This window comes from Sediminispirochaeta smaragdinae DSM 11293 (assembly GCF_000143985.1).
In the GTDB taxonomy this organism is placed as follows: Bacteria; Spirochaetota; Spirochaetia; order DSM-16054; family Sediminispirochaetaceae; genus Sediminispirochaeta; species Sediminispirochaeta smaragdinae.
In genome coordinates this window covers 1,101,639-1,128,464 of sequence record NC_014364.1, presented here as the reverse complement: position 1 = coordinate 1,128,464, position 26,826 = coordinate 1,101,639, and the positions used below count along the sequence as shown (strand labels likewise).

Annotated in this window: 22 protein-coding genes and 1 CRISPR repeat array (1 of these 23 cut by a window edge); of the genes, 1 reads left to right on the top strand and 21 read right to left on the bottom strand. The window is 49.5% G+C overall.

Annotation, left to right across the window (positions count from 1 at the left end; genetic code table 11):
* A CRISPR array of direct repeats spans positions 1 to 193; the repeat unit is 32 nt; unit sequence GTTTCAATCCACGCTCCCGCGAAGGGAGCGAC (it extends 4,931 nt beyond the left edge of the window).
* A gap of 154 nt (positions 194 to 347) precedes the next feature.
* The 10 genes from cas2 to SPIRS_RS05375 all read right to left on the bottom strand — a co-directional run bounded on the left by cas2 (position 348) and on the right by SPIRS_RS05375 (position 10,843).
* A complete protein-coding gene (gene cas2 / locus SPIRS_RS05415) occupies positions 348 to 641 on the bottom strand; it encodes a CRISPR-associated endonuclease Cas2 (RefSeq protein ID WP_013253672.1) in 294 nt (97 codons plus the stop codon).
* Between the two features lie 11 nt (positions 642 to 652).
* Positions 653 to 1,678, bottom strand: coding sequence for a type I-C CRISPR-associated endonuclease Cas1c (gene cas1c / locus SPIRS_RS05410; RefSeq protein WP_013253671.1), 1,026 nt, complete (start codon positions 1,676 to 1,678; stop codon positions 653 to 655).
* Positions 1,678 to 2,322 (bottom strand): CRISPR-associated protein Cas4, encoded by a 645-nt coding sequence (cas4, locus tag SPIRS_RS05405; RefSeq protein ID WP_013253670.1) that lies wholly within the window; start codon positions 2,320 to 2,322, stop codon positions 1,678 to 1,680. The genes cas1c and cas4 overlap by 1 nt, the downstream gene beginning before the upstream one ends.
* 41 nt (positions 2,323 to 2,363) lie before the next feature.
* Positions 2,364 to 3,230 (bottom strand): type I-C CRISPR-associated protein Cas7/Csd2, encoded by an 867-nt coding sequence (gene cas7c, locus SPIRS_RS05400; RefSeq protein WP_013253669.1) that lies wholly within the window; start codon positions 3,228 to 3,230, stop codon positions 2,364 to 2,366.
* The gene (gene cas8c / locus SPIRS_RS05395; RefSeq protein WP_013253668.1) at positions 3,230 to 5,002 is read right to left on the bottom strand and encodes a type I-C CRISPR-associated protein Cas8c/Csd1; all 1,773 of its coding nucleotides are present in this window, start codon (positions 5,000 to 5,002) and stop codon (positions 3,230 to 3,232) included. Before cas8c ends, cas7c begins: the two co-directional genes overlap by 1 nt.
* Entirely contained in the window at positions 4,999 to 5,661 is a 663-nt protein-coding gene (cas5c, locus tag SPIRS_RS05390; RefSeq protein WP_013253667.1) for a type I-C CRISPR-associated protein Cas5c, read from the bottom strand. The genes cas8c and cas5c overlap by 4 nt, the downstream gene beginning before the upstream one ends.
* A 9-nt stretch (positions 5,662 to 5,670) precedes the next feature.
* On the bottom strand, positions 5,671 to 7,896 hold the full coding sequence (locus tag SPIRS_RS05385) for a CRISPR-associated helicase/endonuclease Cas3 (protein WP_013253666.1): 2,226 nt from the start codon (positions 7,894 to 7,896) through the stop codon (positions 5,671 to 5,673).
* Positions 7,897 to 8,039: 143 nt separating this feature from the next.
* The gene (locus SPIRS_RS05380) at positions 8,040 to 9,050 is read right to left on the bottom strand and encodes a helix-turn-helix transcriptional regulator (RefSeq protein ID WP_013253665.1); all 1,011 of its coding nucleotides are present in this window, start codon (positions 9,048 to 9,050) and stop codon (positions 8,040 to 8,042) included.
* 185 nt (positions 9,051 to 9,235) lie between these two features.
* Positions 9,236 to 9,337, bottom strand: coding sequence for a MetS family NSS transporter small subunit (locus SPIRS_RS22345; RefSeq protein WP_013253664.1), 102 nt, complete (start codon positions 9,335 to 9,337; stop codon positions 9,236 to 9,238).
* Between the two features lie 9 nt (positions 9,338 to 9,346).
* Positions 9,347 to 10,843: a sodium-dependent transporter gene (locus SPIRS_RS05375; protein WP_013253663.1), complete on the bottom strand. Its 1,497-nt coding sequence runs from the start codon at positions 10,841 to 10,843 to the stop codon at positions 9,347 to 9,349.
* A 154-nt stretch (positions 10,844 to 10,997) separates the two neighbouring features.
* On the opposite strand from SPIRS_RS05375, the gene mgrA reads away from it, so the two are divergent.
* The gene (gene mgrA, locus SPIRS_RS05370) at positions 10,998 to 12,026 is read left to right on the top strand and encodes an L-glyceraldehyde 3-phosphate reductase (RefSeq protein ID WP_013253662.1); all 1,029 of its coding nucleotides are present in this window, start codon (positions 10,998 to 11,000) and stop codon (positions 12,024 to 12,026) included.
* A 56-nt stretch (positions 12,027 to 12,082) separates the two neighbouring features.
* Here the strand turns inward: mgrA and SPIRS_RS05365 are convergent, their stop codons facing one another.
* The 11 genes from SPIRS_RS05365 to SPIRS_RS05315 form a co-directional block, all read right to left on the bottom strand.
* Positions 12,083 to 13,045 (bottom strand): carbohydrate ABC transporter permease, encoded by a 963-nt coding sequence (locus SPIRS_RS05365; RefSeq protein WP_013253661.1) that lies wholly within the window; start codon positions 13,043 to 13,045, stop codon positions 12,083 to 12,085.
* On the bottom strand, positions 13,039 to 13,932 hold the full coding sequence (locus SPIRS_RS05360) for a carbohydrate ABC transporter permease (RefSeq protein ID WP_013253660.1): 894 nt from the start codon (positions 13,930 to 13,932) through the stop codon (positions 13,039 to 13,041). Before SPIRS_RS05360 ends, SPIRS_RS05365 begins: the two co-directional genes overlap by 7 nt.
* A gap of 123 nt (positions 13,933 to 14,055) precedes the next feature.
* Entirely contained in the window at positions 14,056 to 15,453 is a 1,398-nt protein-coding gene (locus SPIRS_RS05355) for an ABC transporter substrate-binding protein (RefSeq protein WP_013253659.1), read from the bottom strand.
* 169 nt (positions 15,454 to 15,622) lie between these two features.
* The gene (locus SPIRS_RS05350; protein WP_013253658.1) at positions 15,623 to 16,300 is read right to left on the bottom strand and encodes a response regulator transcription factor; all 678 of its coding nucleotides are present in this window, start codon (positions 16,298 to 16,300) and stop codon (positions 15,623 to 15,625) included.
* Between the two features lie 3 nt (positions 16,301 to 16,303).
* A complete protein-coding gene (locus SPIRS_RS05345; RefSeq protein ID WP_013253657.1) occupies positions 16,304 to 17,539 on the bottom strand; it encodes a sensor histidine kinase in 1,236 nt (411 codons plus the stop codon).
* A 12-nt stretch (positions 17,540 to 17,551) separates the two neighbouring features.
* On the bottom strand, positions 17,552 to 20,296 hold the full coding sequence (locus tag SPIRS_RS05340) for a molybdopterin-dependent oxidoreductase (RefSeq protein ID WP_013253656.1): 2,745 nt from the start codon (positions 20,294 to 20,296) through the stop codon (positions 17,552 to 17,554).
* On the bottom strand, positions 20,284 to 22,536 hold the full coding sequence (locus SPIRS_RS05335) for a xanthine dehydrogenase family protein molybdopterin-binding subunit (protein WP_013253655.1): 2,253 nt from the start codon (positions 22,534 to 22,536) through the stop codon (positions 20,284 to 20,286). The genes SPIRS_RS05340 and SPIRS_RS05335 overlap by 13 nt, the downstream gene beginning before the upstream one ends.
* Positions 22,537 to 22,544: 8 nt before the next feature.
* Positions 22,545 to 23,279, bottom strand: coding sequence for a GntR family transcriptional regulator (locus tag SPIRS_RS05330; RefSeq protein WP_013253654.1), 735 nt, complete (start codon positions 23,277 to 23,279; stop codon positions 22,545 to 22,547).
* Positions 23,280 to 23,292: 13 nt separating this feature from the next.
* Positions 23,293 to 24,810: an ABC transporter ATP-binding protein gene (locus SPIRS_RS05325; protein ID WP_013253653.1), complete on the bottom strand. Its 1,518-nt coding sequence runs from the start codon at positions 24,808 to 24,810 to the stop codon at positions 23,293 to 23,295.
* A gap of 15 nt (positions 24,811 to 24,825) precedes the next feature.
* On the bottom strand, positions 24,826 to 25,749 hold the full coding sequence (locus tag SPIRS_RS05320) for an ABC transporter permease (RefSeq protein ID WP_013253652.1): 924 nt from the start codon (positions 25,747 to 25,749) through the stop codon (positions 24,826 to 24,828).
* Positions 25,749 to 26,825 carry an ABC transporter permease gene (locus SPIRS_RS05315; protein WP_013253651.1) on the bottom strand — a complete coding sequence of 359 codons (1,077 nt, stop codon included), beginning with the start codon at positions 26,823 to 26,825 and terminating at the stop codon, positions 25,749 to 25,751. The genes SPIRS_RS05320 and SPIRS_RS05315 overlap by 1 nt, the downstream gene beginning before the upstream one ends.
* Position 26,826: the final 1 nt, after the last annotated feature.

Below are 26,826 nucleotides of genomic sequence, written 5' to 3'. Positions count from 1 at the left end.
ATACATGCCTCGGCAATTCCCTGTTGGTGTTTCAATCCACGCTCCCGCGAAGGGAGCGACCCCAGAAGACGGAGAAAGAGGACAAGCTTAAACAGTTTCAATCCACGCTCCCGCGAAGGGAGCGACTTATGAACCTCCGAGGCGAGGCTAAGCTCCGCCCGGTTTCAATCCACGCTCCCGCGAAGGGAGCGACTCTATACATCCTAAATTATTACATATAAATGAATTATTGTTAAGTATTTGCGAATCCTTCCCTAATTATGTGAAAGAACAAGTAGTAACGTTCATAAATCCTTACATACCAATAAAATAGTTTTTTAAAGATAACTGTGAACTTGAGTTTCGCATTATAAGATCAGGGTGTCATCTACAACATCAAAGTGCTTTTTAAGTCCAATATGAGAGATCTTTCGTTGCCAATTGCTTCCAAGAAAATAAACTCTTACGCTATCTTCATCTTCATTAATAATTTTAACAATTTTATCTTTCATTTTGACCCACTCTGCCGAATCGACCTGACATTCAAAAACAGAATACTGAACTCTTACACCATTGCTTTCACATAGCTTTGCAATTCTTCTTAGCCGCCTACGGCCTTCTGAGGTATCAGTCCTTACATCATAGCTTACTACAACACGCATTTTTGAACCCCTTACTTCCAGATAAATGGAGGATAGCCATCTATATCTCCCCTTACCCATCTGGCAAAAATAAGTGCCTGTATAAAAAATAATCTTCCGTAAGTGCACTTCTCATTGATGAAAGGATGCAATATCTCTTCCTTTTTTCTATCCTGATATGCCGTCAACAATATCTTTTTCCCTTCATCATTCAGTAAGACAGACTTTGCCTCTGTTAATCGGAAATGAGATTTTTTGATTTGATTACGATTTATGAGAGACAAAATCAATCTATCAGCAAAAAAAGATCTGAATTCTTCCATTAAATCAAGAGCTAAGCTATATCTTCCGGATCGATCCCTATGCAGATATCCTACAGCAGGATCGAGACCAACAGTTTCCAAAGCAGATCTGATATCATGCATCATAACAACATATATAAATGACAATAATGCATTAACCTCGTCTCTTGGAGGACGTTTATTTCGTCCATTAAATACAAAGTCATCTTTTTGTTGCTTTATCAGATTGTTAAAGACATTGAAATAACATTTTGCTGCTATTCCTTCAATTCCACGAATAACTTCCAGATCATTTGATTTTTCAACAGCGCCCAAAATATGTTTTAATTCATTAACCGCCGACTTTACACTTTCATTGACTTCTTTTGAATCTCGCAAAAATCGATTTAATACTGCAATTGAGTTGATTATTTTCCCCTGTATTATTGTCCTTGCAACATATCCTGTTTTTTCTGGATCATCAGCCCAGCGATACTGGTTTCGACGCAGCAGAACATTACCGCTTACATTGCCCTGGAATCTTCCCAGAAATCGACCATTCTCAGTCAGATAGCTTATTGAGATATTGTTCTCAGCACAAAAACCTAGGAGAAACGGGCTGCAAAGTATATTTCCAAAACAGACAATACTTTCAATATTATGGACAGGGAACTTTGCTTTTCGTTCTCCGTCGACTTTAATGACAATTCCGTCATTTTCTTTGTGGCAATACGTCCCCTGTGTCATTAAATATAAAGTATTTGAATGCCTCTTCATCAGGGTTTTACCTCTCTAATTATTTTTTGAAAATATGATTTTGCAGATTTCCTTTTCCCTACAGTCTTGGGTTTGCAATATTCAAAAAAGCTGCATGCTTTACAGTTTTGATTAAATATTGCTTTGGGAGGTTCAGAAAACTCGTTATATAATGAATGAATATCAAGAAACGCTGTTTTTGTTTCTTCCCGTAATTCCTGTGAGAACGTGATCTCTGTTCGCCTTCGTTCCTTGCCGTAAAAAAGAAATCCGTGCTCAATTGATAAACCAGTCATTTCTTCAAGACATATCGCCTGTGCGCATAATTGCATGGCATCGCAATTATCTTCCTTTTCAATTCCCCTTTTGTATTCAACAGGTATTATTTCTACTAATTCGCCGTCTTGATCATGATAAAACTCTATAACATCAGCCTTACCGCTGACGCCCAATTCATAAGAACATAATGCAAGCCCAAATTCCTGAGATAGGCCTTTTCTTTTTTCTCTATGAACATCATCAACATGCTGATGCATGATGCGTCCTGACGCTGTTAAAAAATTCTCGATCCAGATCTCCTCGACATAAGCAAGATAAAACTGTCGCTTACAAAACCTATAATGCTGGATAGCTGAAAGCTGGATAAAATCGTCTTCAGTGTACATAGTAATTTTAGTTGCCCTCTTCTGAGGGCAACTCCTTTATTTTAATCAAGCAGCGTTTGTATTGTGACACCATTAAAAGGATTATCATTCATAACGACTTCATAATCCTGGAAGCTTCGCGGTGGCTGGTCGGTGTTACCTATACGTTTTATATCAACAAGATCGAATAATTTATGTGCCGGAGCATTTCCAAGGGCGCTGTCATGTTTAAAGACTATTAATTTTTGCGGACTCATCTTTCCTCTTGAAGCTGAACGGTCATGATCGAACATATTCTTAAAAGCATCCCATAACTCGTTAAGGTCTGTCTCGTTAAATCCGGTTCTCTCGGCAAAATGGGCGGAAATATATCCTTCCACTCGATACAAGCCGTATGGGATTAGGGTCTTCTTGCCTATAGTTCTTTCTTTTTCCTTGTCTGCTTCTTTGGTTACGGCCATTCGTGTTATAGAAAGCTCACTTGGCATTACCGGGTCTATACTTTTGGCAAGATTTAACTGAACAGGACCCTTAACCTGCCCGCAATTAATTTCAGTAGTCATTACCGCGCCGAAAGTCCTGATGTCAAAGAAATTTGTGCACATCCACTCCGTAAGTTCCCTGGCTTTTGCTTCATCTTTTGGGAGCTTTTTGGGTTCAGGTTTCAATCCCAATGCTTTATATGCCAGTTCATGCTGAGCATTCAGTACTCCTTTTTCCTTTACATAAATATGATACCCTGCCTCGTGACCGTGCTTGATTTCTATGTAATTTCGTATTTTTCGTTTCAGGCAAACATCTGTAACAATGCCTTTGGACGTTTCAGCATCAATTCTGGGTAGATTCCCTGCGTCGGGATCTCCATTGGGATTTCCATTTTCTACATCGAATAATAATACAAATTCATACCTGTTTTTTATTGCTTCCATTAGTTATCTCCTTTATTCTCTTTTTTCGTAAAAAAGTTTTGACGCTGATGATAATATCCGATAGCAAATTCTCCCTGGTCCTCAAGTTTCAGTGTTGCCGGGAATTCAGAGATATTACCCATTATTTCACCGAGAAGTTTTTCTTTATTAATCATGTTGCCTGGACTTTTCGTCCGCAATTTTTTCTGATGATTCTGTGAGAGTTTCAGTATTGTCGGAAATACCACCTTAGGTGTAGCTGACGCAGATGAAAAATATCTGTCCTTGATTGTCGTATTGATTTCGCCGTCGGCGGAATCCTCCTGAATTTTTTCCAGTACCGCAAACAGTCTTCCCAGACAGTAAGGTACGCTTGTTTTTTCTTTGTCTAATGCCACGGATAACTCCTTATTATAATTTCTGTTTAGAATAGCCTTGATAAAAGAGGCCCTGTAGGAACTTATTTTCCATTTTCCCTTTTTTTTATCGTCCTGATCGTGTCTGATGCGTCCTATCAGGAGTGCCAGGATATTATTGGGGTACCTGTTTCCTGATAAAACGGATCGCATCAACGGTCCGGCTAAGGTGGGAAGAATATTTTTCGAATCCCTGAGAACCGCAGTCTCAATCAAGAGCTGCCATATCGATGGAATATTCGTCTCTCTCTCGGGAAACATCTTGATTATCTGCAAATCTTCTACATGTCTTCCAATTTTTGTAACCATCGATTTTACCGTATCTACATGCCAGAACCGAACTGATACACGAGCGGAATTGGGCGCCAGACCGAGAACAAAAAAATGACTGTCATCATCAAGCTCATCAGGATATTGTCCTTTCCGAATTATCTTAAATGTTGCTTCAAGCTCTTTTAGTTTGCTCTCGTCCCGTTTTTGATTATCAAAAACACTGCCGAAAAAAGACTCACTTTCTTTATTTTCTTCCGCCCAGAACAATAGCCGATCCCCTCCCCGGGTATCCCCCAGAAGGATATTATTGGTATTGTGATCTACAAGGTAGTTCAAAGCACCTGTGAAATATGATGCGGAAATAGAAGAGACAGGAGCGTTCTCACCTTTCGTTTTATTGTAGGATTCCCCGGAATCGATATTACAGGAAACCAAAGGAACATCATTCTTTCCCCCTATTCCCCTTTTTATAGTCGGATGGGTTGTTGTAAGGCTACCTTTCTCCCCTGAAACAAGGCAGAGCCCCTGTTGCATCTCCTTGCCGGTAGCGCTCTTTGCGTAATGTTTTCGCCAGATCTCAAGAATCTGAGGATCATCAAATACAGTTTGAAATCCTGATCCTTCAACCTCGAAGACCGCAAAATTGTTAAGAAAATCATTCCAGTGAGTATGGGCTTTGAGCTTTGCAATATTATCTTTGTTCGAACTAAACTTTCTGATGGCAACGATTGAAGAATAATCGGATAGAGAATCCCCCATGATTTCATCGATCAGTAAGATAAATGCATTTTTATGCTCCAGAGTTTCTTCTTCAATAGAATTTTCCGATTTTATTCCAACCGTATAATGGCTTTTATCCCAGAGAAAATAAGGCTTTATACCTCTTGCTCGTTTGCCATCGAATTTCGGAACATTCATTATGGTTGGCCTGAGATTGTTTTTTTCATCCGGCTCACGCAGATCTTCAAGATTAATAAAATCTCCGTCTTTTGAGATCACAATTCTGAAACTAATATTTTCCGGAGAGAATCCCGGTTCACAAATATCAATCTGAGGATCTTCAAGGAGCCTTTTATAATATTTGCTTAGTTCCTGTAGTATCATCTCAGAACCTCCTCAGAATCGGGATGAGGAACAAGCATCAGACCGTCGCTCATTTTTGCTCTGAAAAAGAGCGGTTGAGGATTCTTTTTGTCACTGAAATCAAGATCAAACAGCATAATTCCGAGGTCCCGCTCACCTTCAAGCTGTGACGTGTATTTCTCCTTTACAGGTTCAAAGCTACAACTGAACTCCCTTGTCCCGAGGTAGGGCTGAGCAAAGCACTGACCGTTTTCCAGTCTCCGGTTAAAGATCTCCAGATGTTTTCCGTCATTTTCATCCCCCATCCCTGGAACATATTCAAAATGGGCTTCAATGATATACGCAACATCCCGAAGGAGCGTAGCCGCACGCTGCTGACGAATATCTGAATCATCAGCATAAAGACAAATCGCTGAATTGGTCTTCATTGCTGCCGATATAGACTGTTCTGCGATCTTGGATTTGACTTCATTCCTTCTTAAGTTGTCAAATTTTACCGGATTCAGAACCAGGATTGAATCAATGATCCATCGTATTGCAGGTTTCCAGTAGATCGCTTCAACTATCGCCCGCGCCGCAGACGGAGTCATTACATCATAGCTGACTCGTTCTACCTTTAGTTCCGGTCTGGTGAAGAGGGCATAGTCTCCACGGACCAGCAATTTTATTCCATAATTCATTACGCCTCCTTAAAAAACAAGTTTCTCACTTTCTATAAATTGCGGATCATCCGTGGATAATCCCGTATGCTTACTATAAATATCTGTGTTAGACAGAATATAAAACTGCCCGTCCCCTCTGGCGTCGACGACAGCGCCCAATCCGACAAGCAAATCAAGCACCTTATCCATAACCTGAACCGACAGGCGCTGTGCCTTTTTGTAATCATCCCTGTTGGGGAAGTAATATTTATTCTGCAATCTTTCAACTAATAATTCACCTTCTTGTTCAAAGGGAATTATAATCGCCTTTGTAGGCTGATTAATTATTGAAAAATCCTTTGCCACGTCTTTGAAGGGAATCTTGTCAATTTCGTTAGGATGTACATTAAGGCGAGAGGCGATGTTTTTCTTGTCCATCCCATGTGCCCCGGCTCTTTTCCAGAAGAAATCATCAAAATAGGATGCTATGGCATCAAGGCACAAGGGATCTTTCTGAAAAGATTGCAAGGTTTTCTCACCTGATTCAGCACTCTGCCTCAGATGGCCGGGAGGCGGCGGATTCTCACCCTTAAAAACAAATACTTTACCGTATTCAAGCTTTCCTTCCCGATTACAACGGCCCGCCGCTTGGGCAATTGAATCGAGACCGGCAATGGCCCGATAGACCACAGAGAAATCGATATCGACTCCGGCTTCAATCAATTGGGTACTTACGACCTTACAAGGCATATTTTGCGACAGTCTTTCTCGGATAATTTTGAGTGTCTGTTCCCGATGCTTCGGACACATAAAGGTCGATAGATGAAAAATAGAACCGTCATCCTGATGGTTCTGGAGCATAAACTCAAAGATTTTTCTTGCGTCCCTTCTGGTATTGACTATTATCAAAACCTGCCGTAACGGTAAAACTCTGGTACTTATATCCTCATTCGATAATGGTTCGTTAAGATACTCTATTTCCACGCGCTTTAAGCTTTGATAAAGAGTCTCTGGTTCAGGGATGATCTCTGTCACATTTTTTAATGCTGAATCTTTTAAAAATCTTTCTTTATTCAGTGTCGGCTGTGTCGCGGTACAGAGAACGGCTGTACAGCCGTAGTTATCCACCAGTTCACTTATTATTTCCAGGCACGGTTTTAAAAACTCAGAGGGAAGCATCTGGGCCTCATCAAAGATTATCACGCTATCGGCTACATTATGGAGCTTGCGGCAGGAAGAACTTCTGCTGCTGTAAAAAGATTCAAAAAACTGGATATTGGTCGTAACAACAATGGGAGCATCCCAATTTTCACATAACAAGCGGTTCCTGGCATTTTCATGTTCCGGTTCAAGATTACTGTGATGTTCCAGGACATTATCTACTCCGAAAATCCCGCGGAAAACTCCGGCATTCTGGCTGATAATACTCGTATAAGGAATTACATAAATGATACGTTTGAGCTCATGCCTGATACAATGTTCGATGGCAAAAGACACTGAAGATTTTGTTTTGCCTCCGCCTGTGGGAACTGTCAAAGAATAAATTCCCTGAGGTAGATTTGCCGCTTTTCTGCACCAGTCAAGAATATCCGCCCGGGTGCCGTTTATTCCGCTCCGATCTGTGTATGCAGATAGATCATTATCAAGGAGTTCCTTAAGCTGAATGAAGTTTACACTACCATCATTTCTTAAACTTTCCTTTTCCGGCGACATAAATCGTTCCGTATCAAGAAAATCGGCGTCTGTGAGGGCCGAGTATAACATCCGGATCAAAAAATGGACTTTCGGAGGTTTTAGGCTTTTCTTTGGCAGGTAATCAGAGGGCAAAATAGTATCCGGAAGGTTCTCATCCGGCAAATTGGTTTTATATTCAGAGACCTCTTTCTCAAGGCGTTTTTCCAGACAGGAATCATTTTCGTCATATCCGTTCGGAAGCCCGCCATGATGCCCCATTATTGAATAGGCAAGAGGGATTGCACCTTCTCCATATTTTTCAATGACGTACTGGGCCCCGGCAGTGGAGTGATCGACGGCTGTGCTTACATGGGCATCCGAATCATATCCGCTTTTCCCGGCTATTTTCTGCTGAAAATCATCACTGGCCTTTCCTGCATCGTGGGTTAGGCCCTGAATAAATGCAAGTTTTTCCAGGCCAAAACAGCTTGTAAACTTAGCAGATAATACTGCGACACCTTTAAGGTGGTCTTCTAAAGTGTGTATTTGCCATTCTTTGTCATCATTCTGTTTTACATGCGCTAACAATTCTTTCCCCATGTTATCACTCCCACAAAAGCTTTCAGGGACACAACATTTTTCTTGGCCCCATAAGAGTTGTCATCATTCTCCCTCCTCCCCGTTGCACCTACCGCAACCCAAAATAGTTTTCTGCAATTTTTTTCTTGCGGAAAGGAAAACATCTACACATCCGTTGTCCCCTTTTCGGCATAGAGCGCCACCCCGCGTTCAAGATCGCTTCTGTGCCGCAGGCGTAAATCCTCAGGCTCGAGGATTTCGACGTCGGGGCCCCAGCCGCGGATCCAGGGGTACATCTCCTTGGGTTCGGCGATGAGCGCTGACCAGATAAGGCGGCCGTCGGGCAGGTAGTCGAGATTCTGACTGCTGTGCCACTGGGTCTCGGCAACCCGGTCTGCCACCACCGAAGAGAAGCAGAGACGTACCGGAATGGGAGGAGCATCGGTGCTCCAGATGCTCCAGGCGTTGCGGAGCCCTTCCATCATGCGTTCGGTGGGGATGCAGGCAAAGAGATCAGGATCAGAGGCCTCCAGAATCACCGAGTCGATCCGTTCGGTTTTGATGGTGCGGAAGAAGGGCTCTTCAGCATCCAGGTCCCAGCCGATGAGATGGACGGCCTTGCCTTCGGGATGGGGTTCGAGGGTAACAGGAAAAAGGTGAAATTGTCTCGTGCTTTGTTTTTCCCGGGAAAAGTGGCTGATCTTCACCGGCCGCATTTCGGATATTGCAATGCCGAGCTCCTCGATCACCTTCCGGTAGGCAGCGTAATCTCCCGAAGATGCTGAGATAAATTCATCCAACTCCTCAGCAGTGTCCCGTATTCGAGCAGCAAGGGCTGGGCTCACCCGCCCCTGAGCGTCGGCTAATTTACGCAGGGCAGCCGAGGCATGGGGAAAGGGAAATCGCATTACCTTGGAAAAAAGTCGGGCGGAAAGATGGAGCGCCTCAAGCTCATGCATGGTAAGGTGAATGGTGTGAAGATAGCCGTGACGATCCAGACGGATGCGACCATCGGCTTCTTCGATCAGGGGCAGCTGGCTGGTAAGCAGGGTGATATCCCGGCCGATGGTGGATTTGTGTACTCCGAGGCGTCGGGCGATATCTGCCCGATGCAGGCCTTCCGGATGGTCAAGCAGCAGCTGCTCGATCTGGGGAAATCGCAGAGAACGGGACATGATAAGTACCCTCCTCCATACATTTTGTGTTCAGAAAAAAGTATACCATAGAAAACAGAAGGGAGGGAAAAGAGGAGAGCCTTCGGCCTCACAGAAGTACGATCAGCCATTCCCGGCACGCTCCATGGTAAAAAAATAGGGACGAAACCATTGTTCGTCCCCAATGATTCATGTATTCCCAGAATCTACAAATCCCGCTTGCGCAATGCAATCGAAATACAAACTGCGGCCCCACCCCAGGTGAGCAGAAGCCCAAAAATCATAAAAATAATGGCTCCAATAGACATATATCCTCCTTAGCTCTGTGCTTTCGATGTTGCGAAGGCTCCGGGATCGGCCCATTTTGTTTTACCGAAGACAACACCCAAGATAACGATGAGCAATACAACGGCCCAACCGTATGCGATAAGCGGTCCAAGCTGGTAACCACCATAGGGGCTGGTGAACTCCTGAATAAAGCCCTGAACCGCGGTAACGGCTAAGACAAAGGGGGTAACAAACTTAACGGTTAATTCCCACCACATGCCTACTTTAAAGTCGGAAACGGGCTCAAAATGTTCACGTAACGTAATGAGCTTACAGATCCAACCAATAAAGATAAGCTCCGTCAAGCCCGACAACACGACGCCAAAGTTGTTGACCCAATGATCGACGATGTCAAGGATATAAAGCCCGGCGCCTGTGGTAAAAACAAGGCTTACCAGGCCTGCAATGAGGGTGTAACCGACAACTACTTTTTTCCGGGGAAGATTAAGCTTGTCGGCAAAAGAAGAGACAAGGACCTCATTAATCGATATAAACGACGAAAGCCCGGCAAAGGTCAAAGAAAGGAAAAAGAGGACTCCCACAAGAACACTCATTGTCGGGAGTTGATTGATTGCCTGGGGAATGGTGGCGAAAGCAAGAAAGACCCCGCTCAGTTTTTCAGGAAGTTGTCCCCCCGCCTGCTGCGTCATAAAGCCGATAATGCTAAACACGGTGATCCCCGAAAGAATACTGAAACCACAGTTCAACAATCCCGTCATAAAGGCATTATTGACGATATCCGACTTCTCCGGGAGATAGCTTGCATAGGTGAGCATGATGGCAAAGGCAATGCTCAGGCTGAAAAAGATCTGGCCATAGGCGGCAATCCAGACCCTGCCGCTGAGCATCTTGCTGAAATCAGGACGAAAGAGCCGTTCAAGGCCGTCTGCGGCCCCGGGAAGGGTAACGCCACGAACCATAACGATCAGCAGAATAACAATTAAAAGTGGCATGAAAATCTTGTTAGCCTTTTCAATGCCCGACTTTACACCTGCGTAGAGCACAACAAAACTTACAAGCCATGCGAAAAGGGTTGCTGCAACGATTCCCCATCGAAAGCCCCCTAAGTGAAAGGGACTATCGGTGAGACCTAAAAAATCTCCCGTAAAAAAGGCAACCGTCTTATCACCCCACGCCAGAGTAAAGGAGTACCCCACATAGCTGATGGCCCAGCCCACAATAACCACATAATAGACGGCAATGACAAAACTGATAAACACCTGCCACCAACCAAGCCATTCCCATTTTCTGTTGAGTTTTGCAAAGGTAAAGGGAGCGCTCCCTTTCATTTTGTGCCCGAGGGAAAACTCCAGTATCAAAATGGGGATCCCTGCTGTAACCAAGGCGAAGAAATAAGGGATAAGAAAGGCTCCTCCCCCATTTTCAAAGGCCATATAAGGAAATCGCCAAATATTTCCCAGACCAATTGCGGAACCGACAGCAGCAAGGATAAATCCCGCTCTGCTGCCCCACGTTTCTCGTTTCATGTACTATCCTCCTGCGGGTAGCTATTTTCCAATGTTTGAAGACAATCCGTCAACCGATTTGGAGCAATCTCGATAAAAAGGACATATCACCACCAGGATTCCGGACACTATATACGAATTTGTCCGCCTTCCCGCTTTTGTATATATTTAAAAGATGAATTACCAAGCAGACGAAAAACGATACGAACGGATGGAGTACCGCCGTTGCGGTAGAAGCGGTTTGAAGCTGCCGATCATAAGTCTGGGCCTATGGCATAACTTCGGAGGGGTTGATAGCCTTGAGAATGGGCGAGCCATGCTGCACCGTGCCTTTGATCTCGGAATCACCCACTTTGATCTGGCCAACAACTATGGACCACCTTACGGATCGGCAGAAGAAAACTTCGGGAAAATCTTCAAGCAGGATTTCCTCCCCTATCGGGACGAGTTGGTCATCTCCACCAAGGCAGGCTACGATATGTGGCCGGGCCCCTACGGAAACTGGGGTAGCAGAAAGTATCTTCTTGCAAGTTTGGACCAGAGCCTTTCCCGGATGGGTCTCGATTATGTAGACATCTTCTACAGCCATCGTTTCGATCCGGAGACGCCGCTGGAAGAGACCATGGGGGCCCTGGCTTCGGCAGTGAAACAGGGCAAGGCCCTTTATGCGGGAATTTCCAGTTACAGTGCGGAAAAAACGAAAGAGGCGGCATCGATTCTCCGTGGCATGGGCGTGCCCCTTTTGATCCATCAGCCCAGCTACTCCATGCTCAATCGCTGGATTGAGAAAGAGCTGCTTGCCACCCTGGAAGAAGAGGGTGTGGGCTGCATCACGTTTAGTCCTCTGGCTCAGGGAATGCTTACCGATAAATATCTCAAGGTAATTCCGGCAGGCTCCCGGGCAGCAAAGAGCAATACGGCCCTGGATGCCTCCCTTTTGACCAAGGAAAACCTTAGCCACATCGCAAAACTCAACGAGCTTGCCGCCGCCCGCGGCCAGTCCCTGGCCCAGATGGCGCTGAGCTGGAACCTGCGAAATAGCCAGGTGACCTCGGTTCTGATCGGGGCAAGCAGCCCGAAGCAGATCGAAGAAAATGCCGAAATTGTGGGTAAGCTTACCTTTTCCAGCGACGAGCTTGCCGAGATCGACAGATGGGCCCAGGAGGGAGGCATCAACCTCTGGGCGGAATCGAGCAAATACTAAAAGCGCCCCCGGTTTCGAAACCGAAGCCGGGGGATACTCGCCATCAAAGGAAAGAGCTATTCCTTGACCCCTCCTTCGGTCATGCCTCCGGCAAGGTTTTTCTGAACGGTCATGAAGAGAACGATGACCGGCGTGGCAGTGAGCACCGATGCGGCCATGATCCTGTCCCAGATGGCGTTTTTGCTATGGATCAGGGCCTTAAGCCCCATGGGAAGGGTGTAGAGGTCTCGAAAATTCTTCAGGAAGACCGAGGCAAAGAGGTACTCATTCCAGGCTATCATGAAACAGTAAATAAAGACCGTCACGATTGCGGAAATGGAGAGGGGAATGATGATACGCCAGATGGTACCGAAACGGGTTGATCCTTCGATCATGGCCGCCTCTTCAATGGAAAAGGGGATGGTCCTGAAGTAGTTTCCCAGCATGTAAAGGGAAACGGGAAGGGTCTGGACGATATAGATGATGAGCAAGCTCAGGAAAGCTCCCGATGGGATACTGACCCACCCGAGGTTTACGAACATACGATAGAGAGGAATGAGCAAAAGGATGCCTCCGAACATATAGACGAAGAGCACTCCTCGCTGAATAAGAGACCGTCCTGGATAGCGAAGCCGGCTAAAGGAGTATGCCCCGAGTATGGCCAGCAGCACGGTCACAAAGGCGGCGGAAAAGGAGAGTATCAGCGAGTTGAGAAAATAGGTAATAAAAGGAAAAACATCGCCGGTACTCTTGTATTTGTCTAAAATTGCCTTGCGTTGGGACGCGGTGAGATTTGGGGTCTCTTCCAAAAGGGTACGTACCGATTCAGGGACATTCTTGGTTCCCTGGCCGATATTCAAGAGCTCCTTATATGCGTCGAGATTAATATGTTTGGGAATAAGCGAGGGATCCCCCCATTCGGCAGGGTACTTCAGAGACGTCGAAAGCATCTGAAAAAAAGGGAAAAGGCTAAAAAACACAATGCCCAGAACCAAAAGGAAAAAGAGGATTTTTCTGATCGGACTTGTTCGTTTTACCATTTGAGTACCCTCTTGACGTAGAAGAGAATGAAGACCAAAAGCAGCAGGAATTGTATGACCGCCAGTGAGGCGCCCTGTCCGAGCTCCATGGTACCGACAAAGGCCTTGAAATAGGTATAGACCGATAGGACCTTCACGTTTTCGGTAAGCAAAAATACCTCTTCGAATTTATTGAAATTCCAGATAACACGCAGAAGAACGATGGCCCCCATGACGAAGTAGAGCTCGGGAAAGGTGATATAGCGGAACTTCTGCCAGCCCGAGGCCCCGTCGATCTCCGAGGCCTCGTAGAGGTTCGCGTCGACGGCCTGAAGCCGGGAGAGGATCATGAGGTAGGAAAAAGGGAAGTTCTTCCAGATGCTGAAGATGATGGCCACCCACACTGCGGTCGACGGCGATCCGATCAGGTTGAATCTTGATGAAAAAAGGCCCAGCTTTTCGTAGGTGATATCCATGAAAATGCCGTTGACGGGGTCGAAGATAAACTGCCAGGCAAAGACCACCGAGATGACCGGAGCCACATAGGGAAAGAGGATAAGCGACCGCACAAGTCCCCGGAGAGGAAATGGGCGGTTCATGGCAAGGGCCACGATAAGCCCCATGAGGGTGGTTCCTATGGTGGTGAAAAATACATAGAGCAGGGTGGTAAGCACCGAATGCCAGAATGTGGGATCGGTGACCACGTTCCGATGGTTTTCCAGCCCGACGTAGGTGTTTGCGGCCATGGGCCGTACGTCGAAAAAACTGAGATAGATGTTATAAACGATCGGATAGAGAATGAGGGAGAGGATAACGGCTACCGCAGGCAGCACAAGGGCCCATCCGAGCAATATCTCCCGCTTTTTGAGATCAAGGGCACTGGACGATAGTAGATTTGCTCCGTTCATGCTTTGCATCCTGTATTCCGGGGTAAAGACGACCCCGCCGAATCGATATCGCATCTTCGGCGAAGTCGTACCTTTTTTCTGTCTGAACAGTGGAAGGCTAAGGCGCAGCCCTCTCCATCAAGACTATTCCATGAGTTTCTTCATTTCGCCTTCGGCCCAGGTCATGGCCGCATCCACCGCCATTCCTTCCTGGGTAATCTTGTAGATCATTTGGGGGATGATCTGCTTGGAGTAGATGGAGCTTGCGGCAGCCATCCGTTTGCCGTCGACGATGCTGAAGGTTTCGATCTTATCCAGCCCGCTGATGATCTCTTCCATCTTCTCCTTGCCGTAGTGTTTGAAGATGCCCTTGGGATCGTTCTGGAAGCGCTCGTTCGCGGCGATCGATTTCAGGACGGGATTCATACCCCCGGGGGCCATGTGAAGCCAGGTGATGTAGGCGTTGGGGGTAAAAAGATAGCGGATGAACTTTTCGGCTGCCGCTGCCTTTGCCGCATCACCGTGTTTGGGAATGGCCAGACTGACGATGGTTCCGTAGCCTGCGCCCTGGGTATTGGTGATGGTCGAAGCGAGACGGGTATTGGTTACCAGCTCGGGATCGAAATTCTTGCCTTCGAGATCGGCAAAGTTGTCGCCGGTCAGGGAATCCTTGGCGTTCTCTTCGATGGCCAAATCATCCATGATATAGCTGGAATAGAAGAACATCGCCATTTTCCCCTGAAGGTAGTAGTCCCTGGCACGCCACCCCTGGGGTCCCGGCGGGGTATTCTTGGCAAGTTCGGCATAGTACGCCACAGCCTCTTTCATTTCCGGCGAATTGAAGATGAGATTACCGTTTCCGTCGAAAAGCTGAGCACCATTTGCCATAGCGATTTGGGTGAAACATTGTTCGGTATAGGCATCTGCCTTGGTGCCGACGAGGATGCCGTATTGGTTTTGGTCCGGCTTGTCGAAGTACCTTGCCGCAGTAAGAATATCATCCCAGGTGAAAGGAGCATTAAGACCCGCTTCCTCGAACCAGTCGGCCCGGTACCAGATTCCCTGAACCCAACCATGGTAGGGAACAGCGTAGTAACTGCCCTTTGTGCTGCTTTCATTTAAGGCCAAGGGTCCCGCGTAGAACTTATCCTTACCAATGGAATTGATAAGATGCGTAATCGATTCGCTGTCGAGAAGCCCCTCGCTGCCGAAGGCAACGGCATTCTCGGCGGCGCACTCGATCATTCCGGGAAGGGTATTTGATGCCGCAGCGGTATTGAGCTGGGTGGCCATGTCGTTTTCATCAACGGCTACCAGCTTTATGGTCACCTCGGGATTGAGGGCTTCGAAGGTGTCGATAAGCACCTGGATGGTAGCCATCCGGTCGGATTGGGTCTGAGTGGTCCAGAAATCGATGGTGACAGGTGCTGTCGTTTGGGCGGACTGGGCAGAAGAAGCTCCCGCGGATTCTCCTTGTCCACCGGCCCACAGTGCCGTAAGGCCAAAAAGCGATACGACTAAAAGTGTGACTAGCTTTTTCATTACGTTCTTTCCTCCTTAAACAATTCTTTTTTTCCGTTTTCCATGGTAGGGCCGGTATGGTCAGGAGGCAATAGTACCGAAGTACCGGTTTGGTACCATCCTCCGGTAGGAGGAGAGGGGAATTCACCAGCAAAGAGAAAGCGGTCGGCAGCCGAACAGGAGGAAAGGGTCAGTCGAGGTAGGAACAGTAGTGCTCAAGGTGAAGGCCGCGACCGATCTCGGCGACCCTGAAACGATCACGTGTTTCCAGCTTTGCGTAGATTTTTGATATATGATTTTTTACTGTCTGCTCCGCGATAAAGAGTCTATCGGCAATGGCGGTATTGTCCATACCCCGGGAAATAAAATAGAGGACCTCACGCTCTCTGCGGCTAAAGTCCCCGACGGTGAAGTCTCCCGCATCAGGGGAAGGCTCCGGTGCATGTTCCTCCCTGCCGAGAATTTTTCCCACAACATCGGGGGAAAGGAGGATATTTCCGCTGCCCACGGCCCTGATGGAACCGATCAAATCCTCAGGAGGGATATTTTTCAGCAGGTAACCCACGGCATTGTACTTCATCGCCTCCCTGACATAGGTGTCATCGTCGAAGGTGGTGAGCATTACAACCTTGATATCCGAAAACTCCGCTGAAAGGCGGCGAGCGGCCTCCACCCCGTCCATCCCCGGCATCCTTACATCCATAAGAACGATATCGGGATGGGTATCACGGACGACCTGAAGGCCCTCCTCCCCGTTGTGAGCGGTTCCCACCACCTCAATGTCGTCGGCACGAAAATCGAGAACCGTTTTCAAGCTCTCCACAAAAAGAAGTTGATCATCTACCAGTACAACCCGTATCATCGCCATAGCCTACTCCTTCTGCTCCAGGGGAAGTATCGAACGAACGCGAAACCCGTCCGGTCCCGAGTGAAAATCGACGCTGCCCCCCACCCCTTTGACTCGTTCCCGCATACCGCTAAGTCCCAGGCCGTCGACAACCTCCTCCGACCCCTTTCCATTATCACTCACCGTCACAAGAAGCATCCCCTCCTCCACCCACAGGGTGATACGGACCTGTGAGGCCATGCCGTGCCGAAAGGCATTGGTAAGCCCCTCTTGCACGATGCGAAAAAGCACCAGGTCCAGCTTCGCTCCCAAACTTTCAGGAGCATTGCCGTATTCCACGGAAATGTGCATACCCGTACCTTCGCTGAAGGAACGGGTAAGATGAGCGATGGCCTGCAATCCTACCGTTTCCCGAAGTTCCTCCGAGCGTATGCGCCGCATGGTCCGGCGGGTCTCTTCGAGACAGCTTCGGGCCTCGGTGATGGAACGGTCCAGGGCATCTCGGGCCTTGACGCCATTACTCTCCATGAGGTCCTTGGCCGCCTCCAGGGTCATCAGGATATTGGTAAGAGAGTAACCGACGCTATCATGGATCTCCCGACTCAGCCGCCGCCGTTCCGAATTAACCGCCGAATATTCCACGCTGTGGACATAGCGCTGGAAATCGAGGTTTGCCTCCGACAGCCGGTCTATGACGCTGTTGAGGTGCCGCACCTTGCCGACCAGGGAGCTTTCCGTACTTATTGCCCAGCGGGCAGTAAGCAGGGAGGAGGTATAGAGGAAGGCGATGATAGCGATAAACAAGCGGCTCTGCATTGGAGTGGCCGCCCGGGCAAGGTAAAAGGCCGAACCTGCACGTCCCAAGCCAAGGGCGACAAGGAGAGAGAGCAGCATGTAGATTACCGCGTTACGAAAAGGGTGATACAGCGCTATCTCGGTAAGAAGCGAAAAGAGCATGAGCACGCTTATCTCGTCGCCGAGGCCGAGGGGATAAGCGATGAGAAAAAAGAGAGCGATGCGGAACAGTGTCAAGAGATCTCGGCTGGTGGAAAAGAAAAGGAGCATCGAGTTGGCGGCGGCCGCGACTAAAAGTAAACGAAAATGCCATCCATATCGACGTATGAGCTGATACTCCACAGGAAGAGGCCTTCGGGACACAAATAAGAGAAAGGCAATGAGATAGAGGAGAAGCATTGAAATAGCCACTGCCGCCCGAAAGAAGGGACGACGGGTTGTCTGGAGATCGGAGAGGGATTTCACTTTTAGAGTGTATCATATTTTAATCGGAAGCGATGATATTTCAATCCCGGTGGCGGAAGTAACAGCATTAGCCACCGCGGGGGCAATAGCAACAGTGGTGGCTTCTCCGATCCCCTTGGCGCCGAAAGGTCCAAGGGGTTCCTGGCCCCCGAGAAATCGAAGTTCAACTTCAGGCATTGCCTCCGGAGAAATCATCTTATACTGCTTGAAACTTGTCGTCAGCTGCTTTCCCGTGTGTCGGTCGCTCAGAAGCTCTTCGCAGAGGGCATAGCCGAGTCCCATATGCATACCGCCGTCCACCTGTCCTTCGATAAGCATTGGGTTGATGATGGTGCCGCAGTCATGAACAACGGTTACCTTGAGGACCTTGATCGTCCGCTTTTCCATGTCGACCTCAACCTCGGCGAAGTTGACAAAGTAAGAGCCGGGGTCCATGGGCGAGGCGTAACTCTCCACCGCATTGATATCATGATAGGGGTAATGAGAACGGGCATAGGCAATGACATCACCATAACTAAGGATGGCGTCAGCTTCCCCTGCCCGCTTTCTGCAGTATCCCGCCCCCGCGACGACCGCGCCTACCGTGCAGCCGAACATAACAGCTGCCTCTTCGGTCAGCTGCCGCTTCACCGATTCCGCGGCCCGCTTGACAGCACCGCCGCAGGCCCAGGTCTCCCTGCTTGCATAGCTTCCGTTGTCGTACCAGGTGGTCTCGGTATCGGTCTCTACCAGACTGATAGAGGTTTCGGGGATGCCGAGGACCTCGGCGGCGATCTTTGCCATGACAACGCTGCTGCCCTGACCGTTTTCATGGGCGGAGATGGAGAGGCGGGCTGTTCCGTCGCCGTTCATCTTCAGCCCTGCCGTCGAGTAATCCACCGATCCCGGGTGTATCCCCGAGCCATGGACCCCGCAAGCCAGGCCGATTCCCCGGCGAATGGTTCCTGAATCCGATCTCTTTCGCTTTTCTTCCCAGCCGCAGAGTCCGGCACCCAGTTCAAGGCACTCGATGATCCGGCAGTTGCCCAGAGAGTATCCGTTTGCCGGGTTTCGGTCCCAGGGAAGGACCAGGTTTTTTATCCGGAATTCGAGGGGATCGATCCCCCTTTGTCGGCAGATGCGGTCGATCAGCACCTCCCGGGCAAAGCTTATCTGGGGATTACCATAGCCTCTCACGGCCCCTGCAGCCTGATTGTTGGTATAAACGAGAGCGGCGGAGGTATCGATCCTGGGTACGCGATAGAGCCGAAAGGCCTTATCCATCAGGGCATAGCCGAGATCGTAGGCACTGCCGAAATAGGCACCGCGATCCAGATAGGCGTGATAATCGTGGGATATAAAACGGTCGTCCTCGTCAACTTCCATGGAAAGCTCGATTCGTCCGGAGGTTCTGGTTCTGGTGGAACACATAACCTCTTTCCGTGAGAGTTCCACCTTTACCGGCCGGCCGGTCATGAGAGCAAGAAGGGAGGAGACCGGCTCACTCACCATCTCGGATTTTCCCCCGAAGGCGCCGCCGACCGCAGGTTTGATAACCCGAACCCGGTTAAGCGGCAGATCGAAGAGTTCGCCGAGCATGGCCCTGTAGCAAAAGACGTTCTGGCAGGAAGAATAGACGGTAAGCCGTTCGCCGTCGAAATCGGAGATGGAGATGTGCCGTTCCAGTGCGGCATGGGTCACCCTCGGCAGCCGAAAGACACCTTCGTACCGCTCTCCCCGCTTTGGGGATGGAGTTCCCCCTTCCTCACGTATAGTATCGGCGAGGTTGCCGCCCTCATGGATGGATTTGGCACCTGGAGCAAGCGCATCCTCTATCGTGAGACTTGCAGGATATGGTTCCCATTCGATCTTGATAAGGCCGAGGGCCTTACGAGCCGTTGCCTCATCTTCGGCGGCAACGGCCGCGATCCTATCGCCATGAAAACGAAAGTGACGGTTGAATATACGCTCATTTTTGGGAACTTTCTGAAACGGGAGGGTTGTATGGCTGTTATAGGGCTTATCGGGGCTGTTCGCAAAACTTGCCACAGCCCTGACGCCGGGAAGGGCCTCTGCCAGGCTGGTATCAATAGAGGTAATCAGGCCGTGGGCCGCCGGTGCATAGAGGATTTTGCCGACAAGCATACCGGGAACATTGAGATCGCCGGTATACAAAAGACGTCCGGTTACCTTTTTCCGAGCGTCCCTGACCGGTGAAGGGATTCCGAGGGCAATGGTGTTAGGACCTGCCGGCCTTCCGCCTTCTTCAATGTTTTGTACTCCGCCACGCATATACCGCACGGCCAGTAAAACAGCATCGACAATCTTTCGATACCCGGTGCAGCGACACAGGTTTCCATCGAGGGCTTTGCGTATTTCATCAGAAGAAGGGTCGGGGTTGCGAGACAGAAGAGCCACCGTGGTGATAATCATCCCCGGCGTACAGAACCCACACTGTATTGCCCCCGCATCGATAAAGGCCTGCTGGACGGGATGAAGGGTACTTCCCGGACGGGTGGCATCGGGGGCAAGCCCCTCGATGGTAACGACCTCCCAGCCTTCGAGTTTCCTCAGCGCAAGGGTGCAGGAATTGACCGCCTGGCCGTCCACAAGCACCTTGCACGTGCCGCAGTCACCACTCTGACATCCGCACTTTGTCCCCGTCAGCCCCAGTTCTTCACGAAGATAGCGCATCAGGCTCATTCCCTGTTTCGGGCAAATTTCCCGCTCAATGCCGTTGACCCGGAAGTGAATCGTTTCACCAATCAAGCCGGACATAGATCCTCGCCGTTCTTTGAGGAAAGGAGGGCAAGAACCCGCTCAGGTGTAAGAGGAATGTGGTTAACTTCGATCCCGAGGGCATCAGCAACACCATTTGCAATCGCAGCAGCCCCGGGAACAGTGGCACATTCGCCGATGCTTTTTGCCCCGTAGGGGCCAGGTTCTTCCCCCTCTTCGATGAAATCGACAATCAGCTTTTTCGGCATTCGACTCGCACGAATGATGTTGTAGCGTCCGAGAGAACCGTTTATCACGGCACCCTTTTCATCGAAACGAAGCTCCTCACTCAGGGCGTAGCCTGTCGACATATGAATCCCACCCTCGAGCTGCCCCTCAATGCCCTGCCGGTTCAAAACCTTACCCACATCGTGGACCGCCACATAGGAGAGAATATCGACCTCTCCGCTGTTGCCGTCGACCTCTACTTCAGCGAAATGGATGCCGTATGAGGTACGCCCTGCCGCATTCGCCCAGCTTTCGGTTACCTCCAGATCCTGCTGCAACTCCTGATTGACTCGCCGAAACAGCTCTTTGCGGCTCATCACAGAGGTGCCGTCGCTTCCCAACAGGGCCTCTGCCCCCAAGGAGAGCTCTGCCGAGGGGCGACCGGTCAAAATTCCTCCCTTTTCGAGGATTAAAGCCCGTAGAGCAACTGCCGCTCTCCTTGCCGCCTCGGCAGAGACAAAGACGCCGCGGCTGGCATAATCGCCAAGGTTGTAGGGACAGTTTTCGGTATCCGATTCCACCGCCTCGATACGCTCCAGAGGAACGTCGAGCTCCTGGCTAACGATCATCTTCTGAACCGTCACCGATCCGTTGCCCATATCGTGACTGCCGGTAAAGAGAAGCACCGTATCATCCTCGTTCATCCGGACCCTGATACCGGTATAGTCAAGATGAGCGCCGAAGACGCCATTCCCATGGGTTCCGACACCGATTCCCACACCGTGGAAGCGATTCTTCCCGACTATCCTGGGCAATGCGCTTTTTGCCTTCCAACCGAATAGCTCCCCACCTTTGCGCAGACAATCAAGGGGTCTGGGGTTTCCAAGGCTTCTCCCTCCCACGGGAGAGATCGCATCAGGGTGTACAAGATTACGTTCAAGAAAGGTATAAAAGTCGATCCCCAACTGCCGCGCAACCTGGGCGAGGTGGGTCTGGAGGGCGAAGTGCATCTGAGGTGATCCATAACCACGCATGGCTCCGGCAACCGGGAGGTTTGTCCGTACGGGAAGAGCCGTTACCCGAATATTGGGAGTCCTGAAGCAATTTACGATATCGTGAACCGTTGCGGCACCGACGTTGATGCTTTGGGTGCAGTAAGCTCCCCCATTGAAGAGTATGGTGATATCCTGTGCGATAATGGTACCGTCCTTCTTTACCCCGGTTTTGATCCTGGTTTTGGACGCGTGCCGCATTCGTGTGGCAAAGAAGGCCTCTTTTCGCGAAAGGGTGAGCTTAACCGGCCTGCCGGTTTTGATCGCCGCGGCAAGGGCCACGGGCTCAAGAATCATCGGTATCTTTGCACCGAATCCACCGCCCATGACCGGTTTAACAACCCTGATTCGACTTCTGGGAAATCCGAAGAGTTCGGAAAGGAGCATCCTCACCGCAAAGGTCGTCTGGGTACTGGTCCAGACAGTGGCTTTCTTTCCGTTCCGGCATTCGGCAATCACCGAGTGGGGCTCTAAGGCGAGATGGTGTATCGCCTCGGTCTCTTTCCTCCCCTCGAAAACAGCATCGGCCTGGGAGAAGCCGGCTTCGAGATCGCCCCCGGAGGTCGAAATCTTCGCATACAGTCCGGAACCATCCTGCAGGGCAAGGGACTCTTCTGGATCAAAAACAGCCGGAAGCGGTTCGTATGTTACCTTGATTGCCCTTAGAGCTCGCAAAGCCTGCTCGGGACGTTCGGCAACCACCGCCGCAACCCTGTCGCCCACATGCTGGACGATTCGGGGAAAGATCTGCTCATCCTCGGGCACCTCCTGCTCATCAAAGCGCTTGGCGCTGTTGTAGAAACGCGGCGTGGTATTGAAACAGGAGAGGACGGCAATGACTCCTTCCATTGCCTCGGCCTCAGTGCTGTCGACAGAGACAATCCTTGCATGCGCCTCTTTTGAGTAAAGCAGCTTGGCATAAAGGAGGTCCGAGGGCTCCAAATCGTCGGTATACAAGCAGGCACCTTTTACCTTTGCCTGCGCATCATGAACAGGAACGCTTGATCCGATGGTTCTCATGGTACCTCCTAAAAATGGCAGATGATCGAAAAATCGAGATAATCGGGATGAAACAGAATCTCATTATAACAAAGATGATTATCGTATAAATCGAAAAAATTTTCATCCCATACCAAGAAAGCGGTCATCTCATCAAGAGCGAAGAGCCTGGCAGCCTCCCTGTCAAGAGAACTGCGAATCCAGCTGATGGCATAGGAAAAATTTTTCCCGCTCAGCGTCTTCAGGCTCTCTTTGAGGGTAAGAGGAGGCACCTCGGACTGAAGAGGATTGATAACGAGATCCATGGGAACCTCGATCCTACAGACGATAACAGGTTTGTCGTTGGCATAATAAATCCAATCGAAGGCATACACGTGTGCCCCCTCAAGAGAGGGAGCTCGTGCGACCATATGCTTCGAGGCGATATCTACCCGAAACGGAGATTGAGTTACGGACACTCGATATCCCGCCCGGGAAAGATAATCCCGAAAATTGGCCCAGAGGCCAAGATGCATTTTCAATTCCCCGACTCGGGGATGGCCGAATACACCTTTTCCCTGCTGCCGTGTTATTAGGTCCTCGCTAATCAGCTCATCCATTGCCTGCCGGACCGTCGCCTTGCTCACTCCCATCTTTTCCGATAGGACCTCTTCCGTTTCCAAACGGTTATCTCCCGGCACCATTTCCTTAATCCGCTGCAACAGATAGTGCTTGATAACTTTATATTTTGGGAACTTCTTTCCTTGTGGTCCATACTCCTTCATTACGGGCCTCATATTACGTTATACTTCCTGCCATCATAAGCCCAATTTGATCAATTGTCACTTCTTCGGGCCGAACAATCCCCATAATTTCCCCCCTGAACATCACGGCAATCCTATCTGAAAAGCTCATAAGCTCTTCTAACTCTGTCGAAATATACAGGACCGCGGTTCCCGCTGCACGCTGTTCGAGTATCCGTTGATGTACATATTCAATGGCCCCCACATCGAGCCCCCGGGTGGCATGCATTGCAGCCAAAAGGACCGGCTTGCCATGAAGCTCCCTGGCAAGAATCAGCTTTTGCTGGTTTCCCCCTGAAAGGGTCGAAACCGGGGTATCAATGGAAGAGGTTCTAACATCGAAGCGCTCGATGTTTTCCTTTGTATGCTTTCTGACAAAGGGCCAGGAGATGATATCCCGTTTGCTATGCGGAGAGCGATAATAATCATTGATAATAAAATTCTCTTTGATATCCATGCTCAACACAAGGCCGCGGGCTTGTCGGTCCGCAGGGATATGAGCCAAGCCCATTTCCAGGATCTGGCGGGGGCTTTTTCCCAGGACCTCCTGACCGACGATGCAAACCGATCCTTCCGAGGCGGATCGAAGACCCGTTATCACCTCGAGTAATTCGTCCTGCCCGTTTCCATCGACACCGGCTACCCCAAAAATTTCCCCTTCGTGTACCTCAAAGTTCACATCCTTCAGGAGAGGTCGACCTTCGCGGTCCTTTAGCCCCACCCCTTCAAGAGCAAGGACGGAATCCCCCGGGCAGCAGGGAGTTTTCTCAACACAGAAGGAAACATCGCGGCCGACCATGAGACCAGCCAATTCTTCCTTGGAAACTCCCTCGTTATTGATAGTTGCTTCAAGTTTACCCCGCCGAAGCACGGAAATACGATTGCTGATCTCAATAACCTCGTCGATCTTATGGCTTATAAAGATAACGGAAAAGTTCTGATCGGTAAGCATCTTGATCATACTAAAAAGCTCTTGGATCTCTTTCGGGGTAAGGACCGCCGTAGGCTCATCAAGAACAAGGATCTTTGCCCCGCGAAAGAGTGCTTTTACAATCTCAACCCGCTGCTGCTGGCCGACGGTGAGGGAAGCGACCTTCTGTTCCGGATCTAAATCCATGCCATATGTACGGGCAAAAGCGACGATCTGTTCCGATGCCTTGTCGATCTGCAGAAGCGGTTCCTTCGGCCGCTTGATCCCAAGCATGATATTCTCCGCAACCGTCAGTTTCGGCACCAGCATGAAATGCTGATACACCATCCCAATACCGTTATGAATGGCATCCCTGGCGGAATCGAAACGGACAGGGGCCCCCTCCAACACGATTGATCCCTCCGTCGGCTGGTAAACCCCGGAAAGAATGCCCATCAGGGTACTTTTCCCCGCCCCATTTTCTCCGAGAAGGGCATGGACCTCACCCTTTCGTAGATCGAAATTAATAGCATCATTGGCAACGACACCGGGAAAAACCTTGGTAATACCTCTCATTTCCAGGACTGTTTCATATGTATCCATAGCCGCTCCTTAATCCTATAGCTCGTCGTTGCGAAAGGGTTTCCCCGATGCCGCAGGAGATTCCGCTTTTCCGACAAATCCGGAAAGTGCCAGAATCGTCAGGATATAAGGAAGCATCATGAGAAACTGATAGGGAATCGAACTCCCGGCCGTTTGCATCTTGATCTGTACCGCATCCCCGAGGCCAAAAACCAGGGCGGCGGCAAGAACTCCCCAAGAGTTCCACTTCCCGAAAATGATGACGGCCAGGGCGATATACCCTCTTCCGCTCACCATATTTTCAGAAAAGAGGCTCAGAATACCAAGAGAGAGGAATCCTCCGGCCGCCCCCACGAGAAAGGATCCGGCCAGAATGCTGCCATAGCGCACAGAGCGTACATTTATTCCTGCAGTATCGGCAGAATGGGGATGTTCTCCCACGGCACGAATCTTCAGACCCATGGTTGTCTTCATCATAAACCAGCGGATCAGAGGAACAAGGAGCAGGGCGAGATAGATGGGCCCCATCTGATTAAAAAGGGAATCCCCGATAACGGGAATCTTCGAAAGCAGGGGAATGGGAACAACCTCAAAGCCCGGCGCATTGGCCGCCTGGCTTGACACGCCGAAGATAAGTCGGTTCAGGGTCGAGGTGGCCCCCTGAGCAATAATGTTTAGGGCTATCCCCGTCACAATCTGATTAGCCCGCAGGGTAACCACAATGAATGCAAAAAAGAGCCCAATGACCATCCCGGTCATTCCGGCAAAAAGCAAGCCTATCCAGGGTGAACCTGAAAGCCGGGCAAAGAAAACACCGAAAAAGGTCCCGAAGAGCATCATCCCTTCGCAACCGATATTGACTACACCGCTTTTTTCCATGAAAAGGAGCCCAAGAGCGGCAATGAGAATAGGAGCGGCCATTCGCAGATCGGTCGCCAGTAGATAACTAAGAAGTTCCATCAGAGCACCTCCGGGGCAGGACCGTCCCCAGTCTTCCGACGGAAGGGGCGGTTTACCCCGACCTTTTGAAAAACATGCAGATTCTGACCGATGATCACAAAGGTAATAACCAAGCCCTGGACGACGTAGATAACCGAAACCGGTACCTGGGCAATCAGCTGCATTCTGTTGCCCCCGGCTCGAAGAAAGCCGAAAAGCAAGGCTCCAAGAACGATGCCGACAGGGTTGTTCACCCCAACCAGAGCAACGGCAATACCGTCGAATCCGTAGCCGGGACTAAAGGATTGCAGCAGGCGTCCCTGGATTCCAAGGATCTCAACGCCACCTGCCAGCCCTCCCATTCCTCCGGCAAGAAGCATGGCGAGAACCATTGTACGCTGAGGACGCATCCCTGCGGCCCGGGCCGACTCCATGTTGTTCCCTACAACCCGCATTTCATACCCCTGCCGCATTTTAAATATAAAAAAATAGTAAAAAAGCAGAGCAAGAAGGGCAATGAAGATGCCGATATGAAGCCTTGTTCCGGGCAATATCCGCACCAGTTGCGCAGAATCGACAATCGGTCGACTTTCGGGCATTGTTCCGGGCGGAGCCTTCATCGGACCGGTAACGAGAAAGCTTACCAGATAGATGGCAATATAGTTGAGCATCACCGTTGTGATGATTTCATTGGCGCCAAACTTTACTTTAAGAAGACCTACCAATCCGCCCCATACTGCTCCGCCTGCAAAAGCGGCGGCAACGGCAAAAGGCACGTGAATAATCATAGGCAGTCCGGCAAAGTTGGAGCCGACAAGGGTTGCTAAGATCCCCCCTACATAGAGTTGCCCCTCCGCTCCGATGTTGATAAGTCCGGCTCTGGCGGCAAAGGCGTAACTTAAGCCTGTGAGGATAAGGGGCGTCATCTTAACGAGAGTTTCTCCGATTGCATTGATGCTTCCGAAAGAGCCGTTAAGGAGCGCACCATAGGCAAAAAGCGGTGATATCCCGATCATTTTGATCACGACGGCACCAAGGGCAAAGGCTACAGTGATAGAGACACACTGCACAAGAATAGTGTTCAATCGTCTGTTCATA

What these genes read in the sequence shown, in the direction of transcription:
- SPIRS_RS05335 (WP_013253655.1), bottom strand. Translation starts at nt 22,536, where the DNA reads ATGAGAACCATCGGATCAAGCGTTCCTGTTCATGATGCGCAGGCAAAG.
- mgrA (WP_013253662.1), top strand. Translation starts at nt 10,998, where the DNA reads ATGAATTACCAAGCAGACGAAAAACGATACGAACGGATGGAGTACCGC.
- SPIRS_RS05320 (WP_013253652.1), bottom strand. Translation starts at nt 25,749, where the DNA reads ATGGAACTTCTTAGTTATCTACTGGCGACCGATCTGCGAATGGCCGCT.
- SPIRS_RS05325 (WP_013253653.1), bottom strand. Translation starts at nt 24,810, where the DNA reads ATGGATACATATGAAACAGTCCTGGAAATGAGAGGTATTACCAAGGTT.
- SPIRS_RS05350 (WP_013253658.1), bottom strand. Translation starts at nt 16,300, where the DNA reads ATGGCGATGATACGGGTTGTACTGGTAGATGATCAACTTCTTTTTGTG.
- SPIRS_RS05385 (WP_013253666.1), bottom strand. Translation starts at nt 7,896, where the DNA reads ATGGGGAAAGAATTGTTAGCGCATGTAAAACAGAATGATGACAAAGAA.
- SPIRS_RS05375 (WP_013253663.1), bottom strand. Translation starts at nt 10,843, where the DNA reads ATGAAACGAGAAACGTGGGGCAGCAGAGCGGGATTTATCCTTGCTGCT.
- cas5c (WP_013253667.1), bottom strand. Translation starts at nt 5,661, where the DNA reads ATGAATTATGGAATAAAATTGCTGGTCCGTGGAGACTATGCCCTCTTC.
- SPIRS_RS05340 (WP_013253656.1), bottom strand. Translation starts at nt 20,296, where the DNA reads ATGTCCGGCTTGATTGGTGAAACGATTCACTTCCGGGTCAACGGCATT.
- SPIRS_RS05365 (WP_013253661.1), bottom strand. Translation starts at nt 13,045, where the DNA reads ATGGTAAAACGAACAAGTCCGATCAGAAAAATCCTCTTTTTCCTTTTG.
- cas8c (WP_013253668.1), bottom strand. Translation starts at nt 5,002, where the DNA reads ATGATACTACAGGAACTAAGCAAATATTATAAAAGGCTCCTTGAAGAT.
- SPIRS_RS05360 (WP_013253660.1), bottom strand. Translation starts at nt 13,932, where the DNA reads ATGAACGGAGCAAATCTACTATCGTCCAGTGCCCTTGATCTCAAAAAG.
- SPIRS_RS22345 (WP_013253664.1), bottom strand. Translation starts at nt 9,337, where the DNA reads ATGTCTATTGGAGCCATTATTTTTATGATTTTTGGGCTTCTGCTCACC.
- SPIRS_RS05330 (WP_013253654.1), bottom strand. Translation starts at nt 23,279, where the DNA reads ATGAAGGAGTATGGACCACAAGGAAAGAAGTTCCCAAAATATAAAGTT.
- SPIRS_RS05315 (WP_013253651.1), bottom strand. Translation starts at nt 26,825, where the DNA reads ATGAACAGACGATTGAACACTATTCTTGTGCAGTGTGTCTCTATCACT.
- SPIRS_RS05380 (WP_013253665.1), bottom strand. Translation starts at nt 9,050, where the DNA reads ATGTCCCGTTCTCTGCGATTTCCCCAGATCGAGCAGCTGCTGCTTGAC.
- SPIRS_RS05355 (WP_013253659.1), bottom strand. Translation starts at nt 15,453, where the DNA reads ATGAAAAAGCTAGTCACACTTTTAGTCGTATCGCTTTTTGGCCTTACG.
- cas4 (WP_013253670.1), bottom strand. Translation starts at nt 2,322, where the DNA reads ATGTACACTGAAGACGATTTTATCCAGCTTTCAGCTATCCAGCATTAT.
- cas2 (WP_013253672.1), bottom strand. Translation starts at nt 641, where the DNA reads ATGCGTGTTGTAGTAAGCTATGATGTAAGGACTGATACCTCAGAAGGC.
- cas7c (WP_013253669.1), bottom strand. Translation starts at nt 3,230, where the DNA reads ATGGAAGCAATAAAAAACAGGTATGAATTTGTATTATTATTCGATGTA.
- cas1c (WP_013253671.1), bottom strand. Translation starts at nt 1,678, where the DNA reads ATGAAGAGGCATTCAAATACTTTATATTTAATGACACAGGGGACGTAT.